We start from the raw sequence: 18,865 nt of genomic DNA, 5'->3' as shown, positions 1-18,865 counted from the left end.
ATTAGTTATAGCTGATAAAATAGATTACTTTCGTTTATAAGCGGGATAGGGGCCTATTTCAGTTATTTTTATGGATTATTCGGATGGGTTTGGTCTGAATTGAGTGGGAAATAGTATACTTTTATTCAATTTAGATAAAAGTGGTTATTGAAAGTGACTATAGCGTAACAGAGGTAGCAATCCAAATCGTAAAACGCTATAATATGTTCAAATCCTACTATAATCATAGGAATAAACGGAGCGATATTATGGTAAAAGTGAACCACTCACCGGCTAATATAAAAAAAGCGGTTTTTGAACGAATTGCGCAAAAGGACGATATCTCCAAGGCAGAGCTGATGGCGGAATTCACCCTGACCAGCAGCAGCCTGACCAGACTTCTGGAGGAGCTTGTACATGAAGGTTGGATCAGCGAATCGGGACTGGGGCAATCTACGGGCGGCAGAAGACCGATTTTATACCAAATCAATTCAGCGCACAGGTACATCTTTGGACTGGAAATATCCAGGCTGTATTCGACGCTTGGATTATTTGATTTGAAGTTGAATGCCCTCTCGTACAAACGCTGGACCATGGACGAGACCATGACCCCTGAGCGACTTATTGACAACGTGCAGGATCAGGTTGAAATGATGCTGGAAGCCCACCATGTTCCCAAAGAACAGGTGCTCGGCATGGGGATTGGCGCTGTAGGTCCGCTGGACCGGAATCAGGGAGTGATCCTGAACCCGCTTTATTTTCCGGCGGAGGGCTGGTCCAATGTGCCGGTCTGCCGGCTGATTGAAGAGAAGACGGGAATACCGGCGGTTCTCGATAACGGAGCGAATGCGGCTCTGGTGGGTGAGCATTGGGCGCTGCGCGGCGAGAATCTCCAGCATATGCTGTACGTGCACGTCGGCACGGGTTTGCGTTCGGCTATGATGTCCGGCGGGCAGCTCGTATATGGAGCGGTGGACATGGAAGGCTCCATCGGTCAGATGATTATCCAGGCCGACGGCCCGCGGCTGCACAGCTCAGGCAATTACGGGGCGCTGGAGGCGTTCGCCTCCGTACAGGCACTGGAGCAGCAGGTAAGAGCACAGGTGAAGATGGGGCGCAACCAGCTTGAGAGCGCGGACGGCGTGCAGCCGGAGGCCATACACTTCGCCATGCTGGTGGAAGCGCTCCGGAATGGTGAAGCGTTTGTGCAGGAGCTGTTCTCCCAGTCGGCTGCTCATATGGGAATCGGCCTGGCCAACCTGATCAACATTCTGCACCCCGAAATGGTCATTCTCGGCGGGGCTCTGATCAGCGCAAGCGGACTGTATTATGATACGGCGGTATCTGTTGCACAGAAAAATATCTATTATTATCCCGAGTATCAGCCTGTATTTTCTAAAGGCATACTGCAGGAAAACGCAGTGGCTGTAGGAGGCGCAGTGCTCGTACTTAAGGAGCTATCTATATGAAGAAAGGCAGAGCGGAAATGAATTTTCGTCTGCCTTTTTTCTCTTATTTATTTCTTGGAATATATGCTCTGCCGTGACGGGCTTCCTCCGCCCATTTTGCCGATTCGATGCCTTCAACCGGACCGTGAAGCAGCGGGTCGTCAGTAGAGGACATCCATTGCTCCACCTTGGTACGAAGTTCCCTGGCTACCTCGGCATAGTCCGGGTCATCAATCAGATTGGTATATTCAAGCGGGTCTTTTTCCAAATCATACAGCTCCTCAGGCTCGTTGGGGACATAGAATTCTTCACGGACATCCGGCCCCGAGATACTGCGGTGAATATCGACAGGCATATAGATTTTTGGCCCGTCCTCGAAATTTTGAACATATTTATAACGGGTTGTGCGGATGCCGCGCATCGGATGGTATTTATCGTGCCAGGTCAGCTCGCAGAAGAAATCGTCACGCACTGCTTTCTTTTCCCCACGCAGCAACGAAGCAAAGCTTTTGCCGTCCAGATCAGCGGGAATGCTTCCGTCAGCCAGCTCCAGCAGAGTCGGCATGATATCGATGTTGCATAGAATCTCCTTGATGACCCGGCCTCCTTCGATCAGCTTGGGGCTGTACATTATAAGCGCTGTTTCCAGTCCGGCATCCTTCATCGTTCCTTTGGCGCGCGGGAAGGCGATTCCATGATCTGTTGTATAAACGACAATCGTATTATCTTCTAGTCCTGTTTCCTTCAGGGTGCGCATAATGCGGCCCACCGCCTCATCCAGCACTTTAACGGAGCCGTGAAACTGTGCCAAATCCTTGCGGATATTTTCCGTGTCCGGAAGATAGGGAGGAACCTGAACCTGGTTGATATCATCTTTGATATCATCGTACTCGTCAAAGGAACGGTGAGTCTCCCAAAAGCCGATATTGGCGAAAAAGGGCAGTCCATCCGGCTCGTTTGCTTTTTTCTGTAAAAACTCAATGGCTGTCTCAGCAACCTGCGGAGCCCTGGAACCCTCGATCCCCAAATAGTTTTGATAACCCAGCTTGTTGGTGGAGCTGTAGGTGCCTTTTTCCTCCTCGCCGATCGTTTCATGGCTAAAGCCGATAAGTGTTGTGTCATAGCCGGCCTCATGCATGGCCATCGGCAGCGTGGTTTGATCTTCCCGGATATGAAAATTTAAATGAGCCAATCCGACAAGGCCGTTATTATGCGGATATTTGCCGGTCAGAATGCTGCCCCTGCTGGGGCTGCACTGCGGGGCAGTGCAGTAGTATTCATCGAATCTGACCCCTTCCGCGGCGAGGCGGTCCAGCTCCGGGGTTGGAACCTGGTGCCCGTAACAGCTGAGATAACGCCCGGTATCATGGGAAATCATGAAAACAATATTAGGTTTACTCATCTTAACCAGCTCCTTTTGTCTTTATCTCTCATTCTCCCATTAATTCCTCAATTTCCGTTTTGATCACGGCCACGTGTGGGCCGTAAACCACCTGAACCCCTTTACCGCGGATAATGACTCCGCTGGCTCCGGTTTGCTTCAGCTGATCTTCCGAAACATCGTTTTCCCGATGAACTGTAACACGCAGGCGGGTTGCACAGCAGTCCAGATCTTCGATGTTGCTTTTGCCCCCCAGTGCGGCCAGGATGCGATTAGCCTGGTTGTCGGGGGAAGCGCCTGCATCAGGATTTTCTTCCGGATCTGCTGCGTTTCCAGCATCTTCTCTCCCTGGCGTTTTTAGATCTAACTTTTTAATCAGGATACGGAATGTAAAGTAATACAGGAAGAAGAAAGCTACACCCGCAATGGGAACGAGCACCCAGTTCGTTTTTTCATTGCCCTGAAGAATCCCGAATAGCGTAAAGTCAATGAGCCCGGCGGAGAACGTCATGCCAATGGTGATGTTCAGCATGTGCGCGACCATATACGCAAGGCCCCAGTATGCGGCGTGGATTACGAAAAGGATTGGAGCGACAAAGAGAAATGCAAACTCCAAAGGTTCGGTGATGCCTGTCAAAAAGGATGTGATTGCACCTGTCAGCAGCAGGCCGAACACTTTTTTCTTGTTTTCCGGTTTCGCGCAGTGGTACATGGCCAATGCCGCACCCAGCATGCCAAACATCATGGTCAGGTACTTGCCGCTCATAAAGCGTGCAGTGCCGACAAAGTAGTGCTGTGTGGCCGGATCTGCCAATTGGGCGAAGAAGATGTTTTGCGCCCCTTGCACCTGAGTTCCGTTAACCATCATTGAGCCGCCAAGTGCTGTCTGCCAGAATGGCAGGTAAAAAATGTGATGCAGCCCCAATGGGCCGAGCAGCTTAACAATAAAGCCGAACAGAAATGATCCGAAGTAGCCTGTACGGTCTACCAGGCCGCCAAGCCCGGCGATGCCCGATTGGATCGGCGGCCAGATGAAGAACATCAGAAGACCGAGTAATACGGCAGAGAAGGAGGTGATAATGGGCACAAATCTTGAGCCGCTGAAAAATCCCAGCCACTGCGGCAGTTTGATCTTGCCGAATCTTTTGTGCAGAGCATACGTCATGAGACCGACAATGACGCCGCCGAACACACCGGTCTGCAGCGTTTGAATCCCGAGAATCATCGCCTGCCCGACATCGCCCAGCTTTTCTTTGGCCAATGTCCCGGTAATGACAAGCAGGGCGTTCATGGAAGCGTTCATGACGAGATAAGAGAGCAGCGCGGCCAGCCCCGCAACGCCCTTGTCGCTTTTGGCAAGCCCTACGGCAATACCCACGGCGAAGATGATTGGCAGATTGCTGAAAATGATCTGGCCGGCATAGCTCATGATGACGAAAATCGCCTGCAGCCACACCTGATCCAGAAACGGATAATTGCTGATCGTGTTCGGATTGGAGAAGGCTCCGCCGATACCGAGCAGCAGCCCGGCTGCAGGCAGAACGGCGATAGGCAGCATAATGGCCTTGCCAAAAACCTGGAACCGGCTGAACAGATTTTTAAACATAACATCCCCCTCTTTTCATTCTGGGAATTATTGCCTGATCTCATGCTTTTGGGCAACAAAAAAAGACCTAAAATGCCGAAGGTATACGTGTACCTTATAAGCATTCTAGGTCTTGCCTGCATGACCAGTCACAATCCCCTGTATGTGATTGACGTTTGAATGAGCCCATTGTAAACGGTTTATTTTCATTCGTCAACAAATTTTAAACTTCTTCCAAAATTCTTTGCAGATGCAGGGCGATGTAAGCCATTTCCGATTCCGGAAACTCAATATCATACTTCTGCGCCAGATATGCGGCCGCTTTTTTGGCGGCTTTAAAGCCATGCTTGTACGTTTTTTTGATCATTTTCAGCATGTCCTTATCCAGGGTGTGAAAGGGTTTTTGGTCATAATAACGGCTAAGCGCCAGTTCCAGGTGAGTGAGCAGACGGTGGTAGGAAATGCTGTTTTTATCAATATCCGCTCCCAGTTCCTCCAGCATAATCTCGACTGTCTCCTGGATAATAATCGTCTTCTTGATGGATTTTTCAATATGCGAGTTTTCCATCTTGGCCGTATGGATATGCAGGGCGATATAGGCGGCTTCATCCTCCGGAAATTCAATGCCGAAGGCAGCTTTAATCTGCTCTAAGGCCCAGAGTCCGATTCTAAACTCCGTGCTGTACAGCAGCCTGATCTCGTTCAGCAGTTTATTCCTCACCTGAATGCCGGCCCGGTAACGTTCAATAGCAAAAGACAGGTGATCTGTCAGCGCAATATGAATGTGGTTACTCAGACTCATACCCAGCACCTGCTCGGCGTGTGAGATGATTTTTTCTCCCATGGCGATATGGGATTCGGGTACGGAGCTTAACAGCTGCTGAAACTTTTTGCTTTCTTCCTTCAGCACAAATGTCTTCTCGATTTTGGCCGGGTCAATCAGGTCATTCTTGCCTTTCTGAAACGCGACGCCAGGTCCCATGACGATCTTTTCAACATCGCCTTCCTTTACCACAACGGCATTGTTGTTTAAGACACGGTTGATTTTCATTTCATTGCTCCAATCTACTTCCACAGCTCGGAAACTAAAATTTTGTGGTTCTGATTGTATCAATACTTCTACGTGAAGTCATCCTCAAAATTTTTCGAGTTAGTCGCATTGTATCTACAATCATTGACAGGCAGGTAAAAATTAATTAGTATAATAACATAATTTAATTATGCGGGATTGTGACTGTTTGGCAGGCAAGACCCAAAATTCGGTACGGACAACTTTCCGCACTGAATTTTGGGTTTTTTTATTTCCCGGACGAACACAAGGAGGAGATATAGATGCTGTCATTTTTCAAAAAGGATAAAACAATTAAGGAGCTTGCCATAATGGCTCCTATAACAGGACAAGCTGTGAGCCTTGAACAGGTGCCTGACCCGGCCTTTGCCGGCAAAATGATGGGTGAGGGAGCGGCCATTGAACCGGCGGAGGGCAAAATGTATGCTCCGTTTGACGGAAAAGTTGCGCAGCTTATTAAATCCAAGCATGCCGTCATTCTGGAGCATGAATCCGGGGCGCAGGTGCTTATTCATGTGGGGATCGACACCGTTTCTTTGAAAGGGTCCGCGTTCTCCCCGGCAGTTCAAACAGGGGATAAAGTGAAGCAGGGCCAGCTGATTATGGAATTTGATAGGGACATGATCCGTGAAGCGGGTCTGCCGGTTATTACTCCCGTGATCGTTCCTGCCGGAATCGATGCGGTGCAAGCCGTTCAGGTTCATGATGGAGGTGCCGTAACAGCAGGAAGAGACACCATACTGACGATTAAACTGGGATAATTAACAAACTGTCTGGAAGTTGTTGATGAATCCGCCAATGGAAGCAAAGCGCCATTCCAAGCTTAGACTCATCCACAAACATAGTGGATGGGTTTTTGCATTCCATGGGGTGTGCCGGATCTAAAATGTCCCTTCTTCTCCTGCAATCAGTGACTTATCCTTGATGGCTGTTGAAAGCACGATCAGCGTCGAGGAGAAGCCATGCGGGCTGCATGTATCGAGGAATGCTGTCAGCGTGTCCATCGATTCGGTTACGATTTTCATCATAAAGTTATATTCCCCGCTGATACGGTACAAGTCTATTACATCGGGGGAGTTGGAGATGACCTGCTGGAAATCTACACAATTTCCTGTTTTGAACAGCACAAATGCCGTCACGTCCTTTCCCAGCTTCTTGGGTGAAAGAACGGCCTTGTAGCCGGCAATGATGCCCTGCTCCTCCAGCTTTCGAATCCGTTCGGCCACCGCAGGCTGCGTCATGGCAATGGTCCGGCCAATTTCCGCGACCGACATGCGGGCGTTTTTATGTAATAATGACAGGATTGCACGGTCGATTTGATCCATATCGAAAACTCCTTTGTTTTCTAAGGTTATTGTTCCATTTTAACTTGAAAAGCAAAAAATATCTCGTTATATTTCATTTTTTATCTATGTGAAATATTAATAACTCCTTATAAAATATCATTCAACAGATATTGAAGGAGTGATAAAAATGATCACAACAGCATTTCCGTCATTGGAAGTTCCTCTCGCCATCGGCAGCGCCGAGCTTCGCAACCGGTTGGTCATGGCACCTATGCAGCAGTACAAAGGTACGCCGGAGGGGTTAGCGACAGAGCATCATATTTTGCATTACGGAAGAAGAGCGCAAGGGCTTGGCCTTATGATCGTAGAGTCCACGGCTGTGTCTGATAACGGCAGACTATGGCCGAACGACATCGGCATTTACTCCGACCGGCACGCCGAACAACTGAAGCGGGTGACTGACGCCGTTCACACTGCGCAGACACCGGTCTTCGTGCAGTTGTCGCATGGAGGAAGAAAATCGGCGCCGGAAGTGACGCAGAGGCTGGTTGCGCCAAGCGCCATTCCTTATAATGCCTCCTACGGCACGCCTGCAGAGCTGTCACTTTCTGAAATCGAAGAGCTCGTCGAGGATTACCGGCTTGCCGCCAAACGGAGTGTAGCTGCGGGTTTTGATGGCATTGAAGTTCATGCGGCGCATGGCTTTCTCATTCATCAGTTTCTGTCTCCGCTCTCTAACGGCCGCAGCGACGCTTACGGGGGAACGCCTCAAGCCAGAACGAAATTTTTACGAGATGTGCTCGCTGCCATTCGCTCCGAAACCGGCAGCAGCTATCCGGTTATGATCCGCGTCTCTTCCACAGATTACGCCGACGGTGGTCTGACGCCCCGCGATCTGGCACTGATGATTCAGCCGCTTGAAGCGGAGGGACTTATCGACGCAGTCGACGTCTCGTCCGGCGGCTTGCTTCCAATCAAGCCGGCAAATGTCCATCCTGGCTACCAACTGCCGGACGCGGCCATCTTCAAGCAGCATATGTCTGTCCCTGTCATTGCCGTTGGAGGCATTCACAACCGCAGCTTTGCGGACCGTGTTATCCGCGATGGGCTGGCGGATGCCATTGCGGTTGGCCGGCCGCTGCTGGAGGACCCCGATTATGGGCTCAAGATGCTGGAGGGATCGGTATAAGAAGGGCTATCCAGAAAAGTTATCCAGCAATAATATCGTTTCAGATGGTTAATTAAAGTAGATGAATACACGATACGAAATCAAAGATGATGAATGGCACACGACTAAAAGTAAACAATAGAAAATGGAGCACCTAATTGGCGCTCCATTCGCATCTCCAATAAGAAGGCTTCCGCGATGATATCCTGCCGTCTCTTGGCCGTTACCGCAGTTCGCCGCGCAAATATTTGCCGGTGATCGAGCGCGCCGCGTCACCTTGCCCTTCGACAAGCTGCTGCGGTGTCCCCTGGAATATGACCATGCCGCCCCGGGCGCCGCTTTCCGGGCCCATGTCGATGATCCAGTCCGCGCTCCGGATTATGTCCGGGTGATGCTCGATGACAACGACCGTGTTGCCGGCGTCGACCAAGCGGTTCATGATGTCGAGCAGTAGCCCGACATCGGACATGTGGAGGCCGGTCGTCGGCTCGTCCATGACGTAAATGCTGCCCGCCTTGTGCAGCTCACAGGCGAGCTTCAGCCTCTGGCGCTCGCCGCCCGACAGGGTGCTCAGTGGCTGCCCAAGCGTCACGTAGCCGAGCCCGACGTCCACGACCGCCTGCAGACGTCGGCCGATGGACGGATGCTTGTCGAATGCGGCCAGGGCCTCCTCGGTCGTCAAAGCCAGTACGTCCGATATCGATCGGCCACGGTACCGGTACTGCAGCACTTCCTCTTTGAACCTGCGGCCGTCGCACGTTTCGCAGACGGTGCGGATGCCCTCCATAAAGGCGAGGTCCGTATAGAGGACACCGAGCCCCTGGCACGTCTCGCATGCCCCCGACGAATTGAAGCTGAACAGGGAGGCGTTCACGAAGTTCGCCTTTGCGAACAACTTGCGCAGTTCGTCCATAATGCCCGTATACGTCGCCGGATTCGAGCGGACCGACGCCCCGACGGCCGACTGGTCTGTCGCGATCGCCTCGGGGTAGCGCGCCAGAAACTCGCCGTTGATCAGCGAGCTTTTGCCGGAGCCGGCTAGGCCGGTCACGACCGTCAGCACGCCTGCCGGGATGTCGACTGATACCCGCTTTAGGTTATGGAGCGTCGCATCGACGATCGGGTAGAAGCCTGTCGGCTTGCGGACGTTCTCGCGCAGCGCCAGTTCGTGACGCATGTACCGGCCCGTCAAGGTATCGGCATACAGCAGTCCTTCAACGTCCCCTTCATAGACGATCCGCCCGCCATGAACGCCGGCATGCGGGCCGACATCGACGATATGATCGGCGGCCGTGATGACGTCGCGGTCGTGCTCGACGACGATCACCGTGTTCCCCTTGTCGCACAGCTGGCGGAGCAGCTGGTTCAACCGAATAACGTCCCCCGGGTGCAGCCCGGCGCTGGGTTCGTCGAAAATGTACAGCATGTCGGTCAGGCTGCTGCCAAGGTGGCGCACCATCTTGATTCGCTGCGATTCGCCGCCGGACAGTGACGCCGTTTCCCGGTCGAGGCTAAGGTAATCGAGTCCGATGTCAATCAATTGTTGGAGCCGCTCGGCTAGCGCGGATGTTACCGTCTCCGCAACCGGCTCCCGGATGCTGCGCACGACGTGTACGAGCTCGCCGACCTCCATGGCGGCCATCTCCGCGATGTTCAAACTGCCGATACGGCAGTTTAGCGCCGCTTGATTGAGCCGCGTCCTGCGGCAGAGCGGACAGGGGGCGAACATCATGTACGGCTGGGCGCGGCTTAGTGTCGCTTCGGCCATTTCCTCCGAATCGCGCTTGATGTAAAGCCGTTCGAATTTCGTGACGACACCCTCGTAGCTTGCGTCCATCGGGCCGGTTGGCGTATCGAACGAGATTTTCGCTTCCTTCCCGCCGATGCCGTAAAGTAATAAGTTCCATTCCTCGTCCGTGTAATCTCCCAACTTCTTATCGTTGTCGAAAAGTCCTGACATGACGTACAACTTCCAGTACCACGTGCCGACGCGAAACGTCGGAAAAGCAATGCCGCCTTCATTCAGCGACTTCGTCCGGTCCAACAGCTTGCCGATGTCGGCCGAAACGATCTTGCCAACGCCGTGGCATTCTGGGCACATCCCGGCCGGATCGTTGAACGAGAACGCGTTCGAATTGCCGACAAACGGCTGACCGACGCGCGAGAACAGAAGCCGCAGCAGCGCGTAGATGTCCGTGATCGTGCCGACGGTCGACCGAGAGTTGCCGCCGAGCCGTTTCTGGTCGACGACGATGGCGGGGGACAAATGTTCGATCGCGTCCGCTTCGGGCGGGCTGAATTTCGGGAGCCGGTTGCGGATAAACGCGCTAAACGTTTCGTTCAGCTCCCGCTGCGCCTCGGCACCGATCGTGTCAAAAACGATCGACGACTTGCCGGAGCCGGATACCCCGGTGAAAACCGTCAGCTTCCGCTTCGGGACGCGAAGCGTAATATCCTTCAAGTTGTTTTCTCGTGCGCCCTTGATGACGATGTAATTCTGATCCATGCGGTCAACACCTTTCGCGTAGTTCATACACGGATCAGTATACAGGTATTATTATGACATCTTCTGTCATATTCGTGCGGCGCATGAAAACAAAACGGTTCCGACTTTGCCCGTGCGCCAACGCTTTAATAATTTACCCTTCCTTTTAAATAGGACACAAGGTGACATATATAAGGTCTATAATGAGTGATAGATCAACGAAAGGAGCAACAATCATGAAACGAAAAATCATTTTAGATTTAGCAGTTACTTTAGACGGTTTTATTGAGGGGAAAAATGGGGAAGTCGATTGGTGCATTATGGATTCTGAGATGGGATTTATTGATTTCTTGAATCAAATTGATACTATTTTTTATGGAAGAAAAAGCTATGATTTATGGGGGCAATTTACTCCAGAAATTGAACAAACGGATACGGATAAAGAATTTTGGGAATTAATCCATAGTAAAGAAAAATATGTGTTTTCCAGGGCGCAAAAAGGGACGGATAACAAGGCGATATTCATAAATGATAATATTCTTGAAGAAGTAAATAAATTAAAGAATAAGCCGGGTAAAGACATCTGGCTATATGGTGGAGCAAGTCTTATTACAACGTTTATCAATTTAGGGCTTGTTGATGAATTTAGATTATCTGTTCATCCTGTAATTTTGGGAGAAGGAAAACCGTTGTTTATGGATATAAAGCACAGGTTAAATTTAAAGGCGGTTAATACAAGAACGTTATCCTCTGGCGTTGTGCAACTAATCTATCATTTGAACGGGAAATAATGTTGCACAAGCGACAGAGCACTATTGCTCACACAGAACAAATGAGGCTGCCGATCGCCGGCAGCCTCCATTACGTTAACTGGCAGTATCAATGTCAACTTCAGCAGTGGATAGCGCGCGTCTACCCAATTACAACAAGACTTATCTACTAATTTTAAGCTGCGAAAGTTGAATTAATAACCCTTTAAAGATAAGCTTTCAAAAAATCCGGAAAAACTTACCGGGGGTCTGCCAATCAGGTTTTCCAAAGCGGGACCGGTTTGCGCTAAATCTCCCTGTCGACTTGCCTGAAACATACCTGTAAGCATACTGACCATCGCTTCCGGCAGACCTCGGGACACCAAGTGGTTCCGATATTCATCATCCGACACGACGATTCGCCGAATCGGTCGATCCAGGACCTTGGAAGCAATCGATGCAATTCTATCCATGTCAATCGCCTCGGAAGCCGTTAGGGAAGGAGTTATACCATCATATCTCTGCTCTGTCAGGATTACCGCTGTGGCTTCGGCCAGGTCGGAATGGGTAGTCCAGGCAACAGGGCCATCTTCCGGGGCAATCAATTCCCCTGTTTGCAAGGCATCCCCCATCCACATGATCGCTGATGCGGCATAAAAGCCGTTTCGCAGCGACGTGAAAGCCATCCCTGAAGATTGTAGCATCTCTTCTGTAGCAGCATGAACGTCCATGGGCGGAAAATTTGACGTTGCAGATGAAAACATTTGGCTAGTGTACAGCAGTCTACTAACACCGGCTTTCTTAGCCGAGTCGATTGCGGTTTGATGCTGACGAACAGCAGCTTCCCCCAAGGAGTGAGACGAGATCATGAGAACTTGAGACGCTCCCTCAAAGGCGTGAAGAAGACTTTCGGAATCATCGAAATTTCCTTGCCGTACACGGACTCCGCGTTCTTTTAGGTCCTGTACCTTGCTCGCATCACGGACACTCACACCAAGATCCTCGACAGGAACACGCTTGAGAAGTTCCTCTACGACCTGCCGACCTAATTTCCCATTCGCTCCAGTAACAACAATCATTTTATTGTTCTTCCTTTCATGTTTAAATCAGATAAAAAGGGTTTCTTGTCATACGATGTTGTTTGTGCAATCATAATCGTATAAGTAAAAGATAGAAGGATTGACTTGGCCAAACAACCTGCAAAAAGCTGCTTTTGTTGTGTTCCCAACATTTTTGCCTTTTTGTCTGTTTTTTGAGTTTAAGAGAAAGTGGGTGGTAAAATGTCGGTAAATCCCGAGGATCCGCGTGTTAAAAGAACCCGTCAACTGTTCGTGCAGGCTTTTAACGATTTGATTGGGAAAAAGAGAAACATCTATTCCATTTCCGTGCACGATATTACGAATCAAGCGGCCGTAAATCGGACAACATTTTATGCGCATTTTCAGGATAAATATGAATTTCTTGAATACTGGATGACGGAAAAGTTCCAAATGACGATAATGAATAGACTGCCGGAAGAAGCAAGATGCAACGCGGACAATTTGCGAATCCTTATTCAAGCCATATTCGATTTTCTTTTGCAGTTTCAACAATGCAGTACGCCGGGAGACAAGCAGTTTGAAGCGATGTTTGAAAATGCCATGCGGCAGGATATTCATCTGCTTCTGCTTAAACGGGTAAATGAAGTGGACATACAGGGCTTTTCACAAGAAAAATTGGAAGCTATGGCACTCATTATCAGTTGGAGCATATTCGGACCGGCTTTACAGTGGAGCCGGAACCCTCAATGTCGCCCGGTGGAAACGATGTTTGAAGAAGTCATTGAGGTGATATCAGTCAATTTGGCCCCTTTTTGGGAGCAAACAGCCGTGTAATGAAACGCCTTTTTATATTAAACGCTTAAAGTGCCAACTGCATTGAAAAGTAAGTGTTATGAGTAAAGAAAGTGAAACGGCGGTTTGCCGTTTCACTCCTATTTTCTGTATGACCACAAGCTGTTCTGCTTTTTTTCCTCAAACAAGTCTTTCATTTCATTAAACCATTCCTTACTGCTGCCACCCAAAATCATTGTGTTTGAAGCTTTATTACCGAAGCCCTTTGTGACTTCAACACGCCCTAAAGAATCAATGCGGTACTCTAAAGTTAATTCGGTATCCGAAATAAGCTCAATTCGCAAATCAAAATAGTCCTTCGTATAAACTTTCACAGGTCCTATGTCAGGAAATAATTTGATAACCGTCCTTTCGTGTAAGAGTCGAATGACCTCAGCAATTTCCTGCTCATCCGTTGATTTAATGGATTGAGTAGTTGAGCCTATACCGGGTCTATTATCAGAGAGTTCTACAACGACTCCCTTAATATGCTCATATTTGTAATAAGTATTTGTATACATATACCCGCTATAAAAAACATAACACAGCAATCCAAAAGTCAGCACACTCAGTATTATTAGAATGTTCTTTTTCCTGCCAAATCGCGTTGAAATATTACACACCTCCGTATGAATAATTAGAAAATGCTCAATATAATCACCATATGAGATCCAAGTTCTTGTTCTTTTTCCCGCGCGTCTTTCTTTGTTTAGTTATAATTCAAACTCATGATCTTGATTTTTTGCTTGATATACTCAATCGCTTCCGTTGGCTCAAGAACCCTTGCATCTTCCCCCAATTGCCAGACCAAATCCAAGTAAAATTTTATATTCTCTGCAGGTACGAGGATGGTTGCCGTTCCGCTGCCGTCTTCGCGGCGATCAATGGCAGGGCCGAACCAGGTGTCTGATTCAAGCAGCCGCACACCGTTTGCAGTGAGTTCGACGGTTAGAGAAGTCTGGCCAGCTCCGTTTTTTTCAGGCGGGTTCCTTAAATCGAATTGCTCGACATCTTTCCGCCAGGGGAGAGTCTCATTCAGTTGAGCCTTTAAAATTCGGTCAGCACGGAACAATCTGTAATCTCCTTTCAGAAAGCAAAAAGCGGGGCAATACCAGTAGCCATGGCTCGAATAGAGACCGACCGGCTGAATATTCCGTTGTTTTACACCGTGACGGGAGTTGTACTCAATACTTACGGCGCTGCGAGTCATGATGGCCTGCAGCAGTGTTTTCAAACATTCCGGGTCTGTTGCTCGATAAGGGCTCCAAATAGCGACTTTATTTTTGAGACGATCAAGTTGTTCTTTGATATCATCGGGAAGATAGTGATAGAACTTGTTCAGAGCCGAACTGGCCCCTTCTTCAAAAGGTAATGAACCGAAAAACTGCAAAGACTGACAAGCGAAAAATAAGGCGATGGCCTCGCTTTCCGAGAATGCAATCGGGGGAAGTGTTCTGTCCCGCAGCAGCTTGTAACCTCCTCCACGTCCCTGAATGGAATAGAGCGGGATACCGAGTTCACTCAGTTCTTGTAAATCTCTTGTGATTGTCCGGTAGGACAGGCCAAATTCATCTGCCAGTTCCTGGACCGTAAAAGATTTTTTAGCGTTAATGATCATGATCAGCTGGATGAGGCGCTGTGCTTTTAACAAAAGTTCATCCCTCCTTCTTTCTTAATATTATATCTTTAAATAAGACAGAAATTGACCGGTTTTTCGGTTATAGTGTCCCTATAAATTATGAATACGGAGGGACTTCAGATGAACGTTGAACAATATGCTCGGGAAAAGATCGGCTTCGCATTTATTCATGGCGCCGGCTTAAATCGGGGGATTTGGGAAAAGGTTGCTGCGGGATTGGACAATCCTTGTTTAATGGTAGATTTCCCGCTGCGTAACGGCAAACACGAATCTGCCCGGAAGCTTTCGCTTCATGACTATACAGCTTATATCCAAAGGCAGTTGGAAGAGTGGAAGGTAGAAAGATTTGTTATCGTGGCTCATTCCCTTGGAGCAATTCCGGCCTTGAGAGCCGCCGCAGAATTAAGGGGACGCCTGGTGGGATTTGCAGCCGTTGGAGCGGCAATTCCCAAGAAGGGAGGGTCTTTTATTTCCGTATTACCTTTTCCTGGACGGATACTAATGCCCGTTCTTCTGCGATTCTTTGGCACCCGTCCCCCTGAATCAGTCATCCGTTCCAGCTTATGCAGCGGTCTTTCCCAGGAACAAACCGAGGAAATTGTCAGGAACTTTACTCCGGAGCCTGTCGGCGTATACACAGGGAAACTGGATGTGTCTGTTCCTTCGGTGCCCAAGCTATATATCAAATTAATGGAGGACAAGGAATTTAGCCAGTCTCTCCAGGATAAAATGATTCTAAATTTATCCCCGCAGCAAGTCAAAACCTTAAATACCGGGCACTTGCCTATGATAAGCGATCCGGATGGATTGATAGAAGCATTACGTAGCTTTCTAGCCGAATGGATTCTACCGAATTCCAAACTATAAGCAGCTGTTGTAAAAGATCATTGAAGGCACGACTTCAGTGGTCTTTTTTAGAATGGCCGTTTTTTATACCTTTTACAAAAAGGTTTGTTTTCCCCGCGACTTTAACATAACCTCTCCTTCCTCCTGAAGCGCCGATAACATTCGCCCTTTATATTCATAGGTGTAAGAGATTTAGACGTCTAGACTTCTTTGAAAGGGATGAACTGTGATCTGGTATTTACGTTCACTCGGCAAACGCAAAATTCTTGAGTTTCTGGTATTGATTGTTTTTGTCGTATTTTTTCTCGTTCCTTTATTGAACCTGCTGATTTTGGCCGTCTCCGGAAAATGGCAGTATCCGGCGCTGCTGCCCCAGAGCTTTTCCCTGGAATGGTGGAGGTTCGTGTTAAGCCAGGATGATGTGCTCAGCTCGATGTGGCTCTCGTTCCTGATCGCTGTAGTAGTTACTGTAAGCTCGGTCATTCTGTGTGTGCCTGCCGCTTATGCTTTTGCGCGGATAACGTTTCCGCTCAGCCGGTGGTTCCTGTTTTCCTTTTTGCTTACACATGCCTTTCCCAAAATGGGGCTGTACGTGTCCATTGCGGTGCTGTTCTACAAGTTCGGGCTGATGAACACGTTCGTGGGCATCGTACTGATCCATATGGTCAACACGCTCATGTACATGACCTGGATTCCTGCGGCTTCCTTTCGCAGTGTGCACCGGGCGCAGGAGGAGTCGGCGCGGGACGCGGGGGCGGGACCGCTGCGCGTGTTCTGGAAGATCACGCTTCCCATGGCGATGCCGGGCATTATGGTGGCTTCCGTATTTACCTTTCTCGCTTCGTTGGATGAGGCGCAGGGAACGCTGCTGGTCGGCATACCTGACTACAAAACGATGCCTGTCATCATGTATTCCATCATAGCCGATTATCCGAACACCACCGGTGCGGTCTTTTCGGTCATTCTTACCTTGCCGACGGTCATCCTGCTGCTTGCCGCAAGGCGTTTTGTCAGTGCGGATGTGCTGGCAGGCGGCTTCCAAGTAAAATGACTTTTCTGAAGTAAAGGGGCTTGAAGTATGTCGATTCAATTATCCATTCATGATCTGAGCAAACGATTCAAGACGGGGGACGGGGTAAAGGGCATTTCGCTCGATGTGATAAAAGGGGAGCTGGTGACGCTGCTCGGCCCCTCCGGCTGTGGCAAAACGACAGTGCTTCGCTCCATCGGCGGTTTTCTGGCTCCCGACAGCGGGGATATTCAAATCCGGGGCAGCAGCATTCTGCATCTTCCTCCGGAAAAAAGGCCAACGGCCATGGTCTTCCAAAGCTACAACCTGTGGCCGCACATGACCGTGTATGAAAATCTCGCCTTTGGACTCAAGCTGCGCAAGAAGAAAAAGGATGAGATCCGCGGACTAGTTCAGGAGGCGCTGAAGCTGGTTCAGCTGGAAAGCGCGGAGCGCAAGTTGCCGGGACAGCTGTCCGGCGGACAGCAGCAGCGGGTGGCTCTGGCGCGGGCATTGCTGCTGGAGCCGGAGGTGCTGCTGCTGGACGAGCCCTTCTCGGCGCTGGACGCCAAGCTGCGCATGGAGATGCGGGAAGAACTGCGCGACATTCAAAGGCGGACCGGCATGACGATGATCTTCGTCACGCATGACCAGGAGGAGGCCTTGTCGATCTCCGACCGCATCGTTGTCATGAGGGCAGGCGAAATTGAGCAGCTGTCCACACCGCAGGAGATTTACGATCAGCCGCGTACGCTGTTTGTGGCCGGTTTCATCGGGCGCATCAATCTGATCAAGGGTGTCAGTACCGGACGCAGCGTGGCCGTGGGAGAGGCGCGGTTCGAGCAGGAGCGCGAGGTTGACGGGGCAGTCATTGCGGCCGTGCGCCCGGAGGATGTTTATCTGACGACGGAGCAGGAGCCAAATTCTCTGCCTGGCACGATCCGGCAAGTTATGATTCTTGGACATTATGCAGAGGTGTCCGTGGAAAGCGGGGAGCAGGTGCTCAAAATGTTCGTTCCCCGTGAACAGTCAGCCCGGCTCAGCAGCGGACAGCAGGTGCGTATTGGCTTCAGCAGAGTGGTGTCGTTTCCTGCGCCCGAAGCTTAAAACTCGGGTGCGGCGTTTCCTTCATCGCTTTGTTCAATAAATATAGACTTCATTTGAGGAGGAGAAAGGATGTCTGTGAAAAAGAGATTCAGCATGATGTTGGCGGGGGTGCTCGGCCTGGGGCTGCTGGCGGGTTGCGGCAGCAGTGGAGGAGCGGATTCCTCAGCGGCGGCAGGCGGCAAAGCGGGAAGTGCAGTACCGGAGAGCGCTGTAACGGAAATCTCCCTCTACACTTCAGGATCGCTTAACGTCAAGGAGCTGTGGGAGACGCTGATTTCGGATTTTGAGGCCAAAAACAAGGACGTCAAGGTCAAGCTCGTTTATCTGCCATCCGGCACCGGAGGAGCTACGACGATGGACCGGCTCATTGCAGCGAAACAGAGCGGCCAGTCGGAGAGCGAAATCGATCTGTATGAAGGAAGCCTGGATGATATTACACGCGGAGGCAAAGAAGGTTTGTGGGAAACGCTGGATACCACCAAGGTGCCCAACCTCGCCAATGTTGACGAAGCTTACCTGAAGCAGGTCAACGATCAGGCAGTGCCTTACCGCGCCTCCTCCGTCGTGCTTGCCTATAACAGCGCAAACGTGCCTGAGCCTCCTAAAACGGCGGACGAGCTGTATGAATGGATTCGTCAGCACCCGGGCAAATTTGCCTACAACGATCCGTCCACGGGCGGTGCGGGCAGCTCATTTGTGAACACGGCCATTTATAATTTCCTGCCTCCCGAGGCCATGAATAGCAGTGATCCCGCGAATATGGAAAAATGGGATCAAGGCTTCGCCCTGCTGAAAGAGCTGGGACCATCTATGTATGAAAAAGGCGTGTACCCGAAGAAAAATCAAGGAACGCTTGATCTGCTCGCCAGCGGCGAGGTGGATATGATTCCGGCCTGGTCTGATATGGCCCTGGAGCAATTGAACAAAGGAACGCTGCCGGACACCGTGAAGCTTGCGCAGATTGAGCCTGCGTTTACGGGCGGACCGTCCTATCTGATGGTGCCTGCTCTCTCGAGCAAGAAAGAAGCGGTACAGAAGCTGCTGGATTACGTGCTTTCCCCTGATGCCCAGACGACGGTCATCAACAAAATTTACGGTTATCCGGGCATTAAATGGGACTTGATGCCGGCAGAGCTGCAAAAGCAATTTGAAAGTGTGTCCGGCGGCTACCGCAGCTTCAACAGCGGTGATCTGCAGCAGGAAATCTACAAGCGCTGGCAGAGTGAAGTGGCGGGCGGTTAAT

At 50.2% G+C, this 18,865-nt stretch carries 17 protein-coding genes; 9 read left to right on the top strand and 8 right to left on the bottom strand.

Going from position 1 to position 18,865, the window contains the following annotated elements; all coding sequences use genetic code 11:
- Positions 1–248: 248 nt before the first annotated feature.
- Complete coding sequence (locus ACI1P2_RS17945) at positions 249–1,448, top strand: ROK family protein (protein WP_355321223.1); 1,200 nt, start codon at positions 249–251, stop codon at positions 1,446–1,448.
- Between the two features lie 43 nt (positions 1,449–1,491).
- Here the strand turns inward: ACI1P2_RS17945 and ACI1P2_RS17940 are convergent, their stop codons facing one another.
- The 3 genes from ACI1P2_RS17940 to ACI1P2_RS17930 form a co-directional block, all read right to left on the bottom strand.
- Complete coding sequence (locus tag ACI1P2_RS17940) at positions 1,492–2,829, bottom strand: sulfatase family protein (protein WP_355321222.1); 1,338 nt, start codon at positions 2,827–2,829, stop codon at positions 1,492–1,494.
- Between the two features lie 28 nt (positions 2,830–2,857).
- The gene (locus ACI1P2_RS17935; RefSeq protein ID WP_355321221.1) at positions 2,858–4,414 is read right to left on the bottom strand and encodes a PTS transporter subunit EIIC; all 1,557 of its coding nucleotides are present in this window, start codon (positions 4,412–4,414) and stop codon (positions 2,858–2,860) included.
- Between the two features lie 202 nt (positions 4,415–4,616).
- Entirely contained in the window at positions 4,617–5,444 is an 828-nt protein-coding gene (locus tag ACI1P2_RS17930) for a PRD domain-containing protein (RefSeq protein WP_355321220.1), read from the bottom strand.
- Positions 5,445–5,725: 281 nt separating this feature from the next.
- On the opposite strand from ACI1P2_RS17930, the gene ACI1P2_RS17925 reads away from it, so the two are divergent.
- On the top strand, positions 5,726–6,223 hold the full coding sequence (locus tag ACI1P2_RS17925; protein WP_355321219.1) for a PTS sugar transporter subunit IIA: 498 nt from the start codon (positions 5,726–5,728) through the stop codon (positions 6,221–6,223).
- Positions 6,224–6,343: 120 nt separating this feature from the next.
- Here ACI1P2_RS17925 and ACI1P2_RS17920 read toward each other — a convergent pair whose 3' ends face one another.
- On the bottom strand, positions 6,344–6,787 hold the full coding sequence (locus ACI1P2_RS17920) for an Lrp/AsnC family transcriptional regulator (RefSeq protein ID WP_355321218.1): 444 nt from the start codon (positions 6,785–6,787) through the stop codon (positions 6,344–6,346).
- A 148-nt stretch (positions 6,788–6,935) separates the two neighbouring features.
- Between ACI1P2_RS17920 and ACI1P2_RS17915 the strand changes: the two genes are divergently transcribed.
- Positions 6,936–7,937: an oxidoreductase gene (locus ACI1P2_RS17915; RefSeq protein WP_355321217.1), complete on the top strand. Its 1,002-nt coding sequence runs from the start codon at positions 6,936–6,938 to the stop codon at positions 7,935–7,937.
- 202 nt (positions 7,938–8,139) lie between these two features.
- Here ACI1P2_RS17915 and ACI1P2_RS17910 read toward each other — a convergent pair whose 3' ends face one another.
- On the bottom strand, positions 8,140–10,422 hold the full coding sequence (locus ACI1P2_RS17910; RefSeq protein WP_355321249.1) for an excinuclease ABC subunit UvrA: 2,283 nt from the start codon (positions 10,420–10,422) through the stop codon (positions 8,140–8,142).
- A 215-nt stretch (positions 10,423–10,637) separates the two neighbouring features.
- On the opposite strand from ACI1P2_RS17910, the gene ACI1P2_RS17905 reads away from it, so the two are divergent.
- Positions 10,638–11,192 (top strand): dihydrofolate reductase family protein, encoded by a 555-nt coding sequence (locus ACI1P2_RS17905; protein WP_355321216.1) that lies wholly within the window; start codon positions 10,638–10,640, stop codon positions 11,190–11,192.
- Positions 11,193–11,365: 173 nt separating this feature from the next.
- On the opposite strand, the gene ACI1P2_RS17900 is transcribed toward ACI1P2_RS17905, so the two are convergent.
- Entirely contained in the window at positions 11,366–12,229 is an 864-nt protein-coding gene (locus ACI1P2_RS17900) for an SDR family oxidoreductase (RefSeq protein WP_355321215.1), read from the bottom strand.
- Positions 12,230–12,430: 201 nt separating this feature from the next.
- Between ACI1P2_RS17900 and ACI1P2_RS17895 the strand changes: the two genes are divergently transcribed.
- On the top strand, positions 12,431–13,024 hold the full coding sequence (locus ACI1P2_RS17895) for a TetR/AcrR family transcriptional regulator (protein ID WP_355321214.1): 594 nt from the start codon (positions 12,431–12,433) through the stop codon (positions 13,022–13,024).
- 98 nt (positions 13,025–13,122) lie between these two features.
- On the opposite strand, the gene ACI1P2_RS17890 is transcribed toward ACI1P2_RS17895, so the two are convergent.
- Together ACI1P2_RS17890 and ACI1P2_RS17885 are read right to left on the bottom strand one after the other, a co-directional pair.
- Positions 13,123–13,587 carry a hypothetical protein gene (locus ACI1P2_RS17890; protein WP_355321213.1) on the bottom strand — a complete coding sequence of 155 codons (465 nt, stop codon included), beginning with the start codon at positions 13,585–13,587 and terminating at the stop codon, positions 13,123–13,125.
- 143 nt (positions 13,588–13,730) lie between these two features.
- Positions 13,731–14,672, bottom strand: a complete 942-nt coding sequence (locus ACI1P2_RS17885) for a helix-turn-helix transcriptional regulator (RefSeq protein ID WP_355321212.1) — start codon at positions 14,670–14,672, stop codon at positions 13,731–13,733.
- Positions 14,673–14,780: 108 nt separating this feature from the next.
- On the opposite strand from ACI1P2_RS17885, the gene ACI1P2_RS17880 reads away from it, so the two are divergent.
- The 4 genes from ACI1P2_RS17880 to ACI1P2_RS17865 all read left to right on the top strand — a co-directional run bounded on the left by ACI1P2_RS17880 (position 14,781) and on the right by ACI1P2_RS17865 (position 18,864).
- The gene (locus ACI1P2_RS17880) at positions 14,781–15,527 is read left to right on the top strand and encodes an alpha/beta fold hydrolase (RefSeq protein ID WP_355321211.1); all 747 of its coding nucleotides are present in this window, start codon (positions 14,781–14,783) and stop codon (positions 15,525–15,527) included.
- A gap of 205 nt (positions 15,528–15,732) precedes the next feature.
- Positions 15,733–16,557, top strand: coding sequence for an ABC transporter permease (locus ACI1P2_RS17875; protein ID WP_355321210.1), 825 nt, complete (start codon positions 15,733–15,735; stop codon positions 16,555–16,557).
- A gap of 27 nt (positions 16,558–16,584) precedes the next feature.
- Complete coding sequence (locus ACI1P2_RS17870; RefSeq protein ID WP_355321209.1) at positions 16,585–17,622, top strand: ABC transporter ATP-binding protein; 1,038 nt, start codon at positions 16,585–16,587, stop codon at positions 17,620–17,622.
- Between the two features lie 69 nt (positions 17,623–17,691).
- Entirely contained in the window at positions 17,692–18,864 is a 1,173-nt protein-coding gene (locus ACI1P2_RS17865; protein ID WP_355321208.1) for an extracellular solute-binding protein, read from the top strand.
- The last annotated feature ends 1 nt before the right edge of the window (position 18,865 follow it).

It is taken from the genome of Paenibacillus jiangxiensis, assembly GCF_046098255.1.
In the GTDB taxonomy this organism is placed as follows: domain Bacteria; phylum Bacillota; class Bacilli; order Paenibacillales; family Paenibacillaceae; genus Paenibacillus; species Paenibacillus jiagnxiensis.
Note: the sequence above shows the minus strand (reverse complement) of the source record. Positions and strands in the feature narration are given on the sequence as shown.

Bases quoted from the DNA above. Each gene is read 5' to 3' on its own strand.
- ACI1P2_RS17945 (WP_355321223.1), top strand. From the start codon at position 249: ATGGTAAAAGTGAACCACTCACCGGCTAATATAAAAAAAGCGGTTTTT.
- ACI1P2_RS17940 (WP_355321222.1), bottom strand. From the start codon at position 2,829: ATGAGTAAACCTAATATTGTTTTCATGATTTCCCATGATACCGGGCGT.
- ACI1P2_RS17935 (WP_355321221.1), bottom strand. From the start codon at position 4,414: ATGTTTAAAAATCTGTTCAGCCGGTTCCAGGTTTTTGGCAAGGCCATT.
- ACI1P2_RS17930 (WP_355321220.1), bottom strand. From the start codon at position 5,444: ATGAAAATCAACCGTGTCTTAAACAACAATGCCGTTGTGGTAAAGGAA.
- ACI1P2_RS17925 (WP_355321219.1), top strand. From the start codon at position 5,726: ATGCTGTCATTTTTCAAAAAGGATAAAACAATTAAGGAGCTTGCCATA.
- ACI1P2_RS17920 (WP_355321218.1), bottom strand. From the start codon at position 6,787: ATGGATCAAATCGACCGTGCAATCCTGTCATTATTACATAAAAACGCC.
- ACI1P2_RS17915 (WP_355321217.1), top strand. From the start codon at position 6,936: ATGATCACAACAGCATTTCCGTCATTGGAAGTTCCTCTCGCCATCGGC.
- ACI1P2_RS17910 (WP_355321249.1), bottom strand. From the start codon at position 10,422: ATGGATCAGAATTACATCGTCATCAAGGGCGCACGAGAAAACAACTTG.
- ACI1P2_RS17905 (WP_355321216.1), top strand. From the start codon at position 10,638: ATGAAACGAAAAATCATTTTAGATTTAGCAGTTACTTTAGACGGTTTT.
- ACI1P2_RS17900 (WP_355321215.1), bottom strand. From the start codon at position 12,229: ATGATTGTTGTTACTGGAGCGAATGGGAAATTAGGTCGGCAGGTCGTA.
- ACI1P2_RS17895 (WP_355321214.1), top strand. From the start codon at position 12,431: ATGTCGGTAAATCCCGAGGATCCGCGTGTTAAAAGAACCCGTCAACTG.
- ACI1P2_RS17880 (WP_355321211.1), top strand. From the start codon at position 14,781: ATGAACGTTGAACAATATGCTCGGGAAAAGATCGGCTTCGCATTTATT.
- ACI1P2_RS17870 (WP_355321209.1), top strand. From the start codon at position 16,585: ATGTCGATTCAATTATCCATTCATGATCTGAGCAAACGATTCAAGACG.
- ACI1P2_RS17865 (WP_355321208.1), top strand. From the start codon at position 17,692: ATGTCTGTGAAAAAGAGATTCAGCATGATGTTGGCGGGGGTGCTCGGC.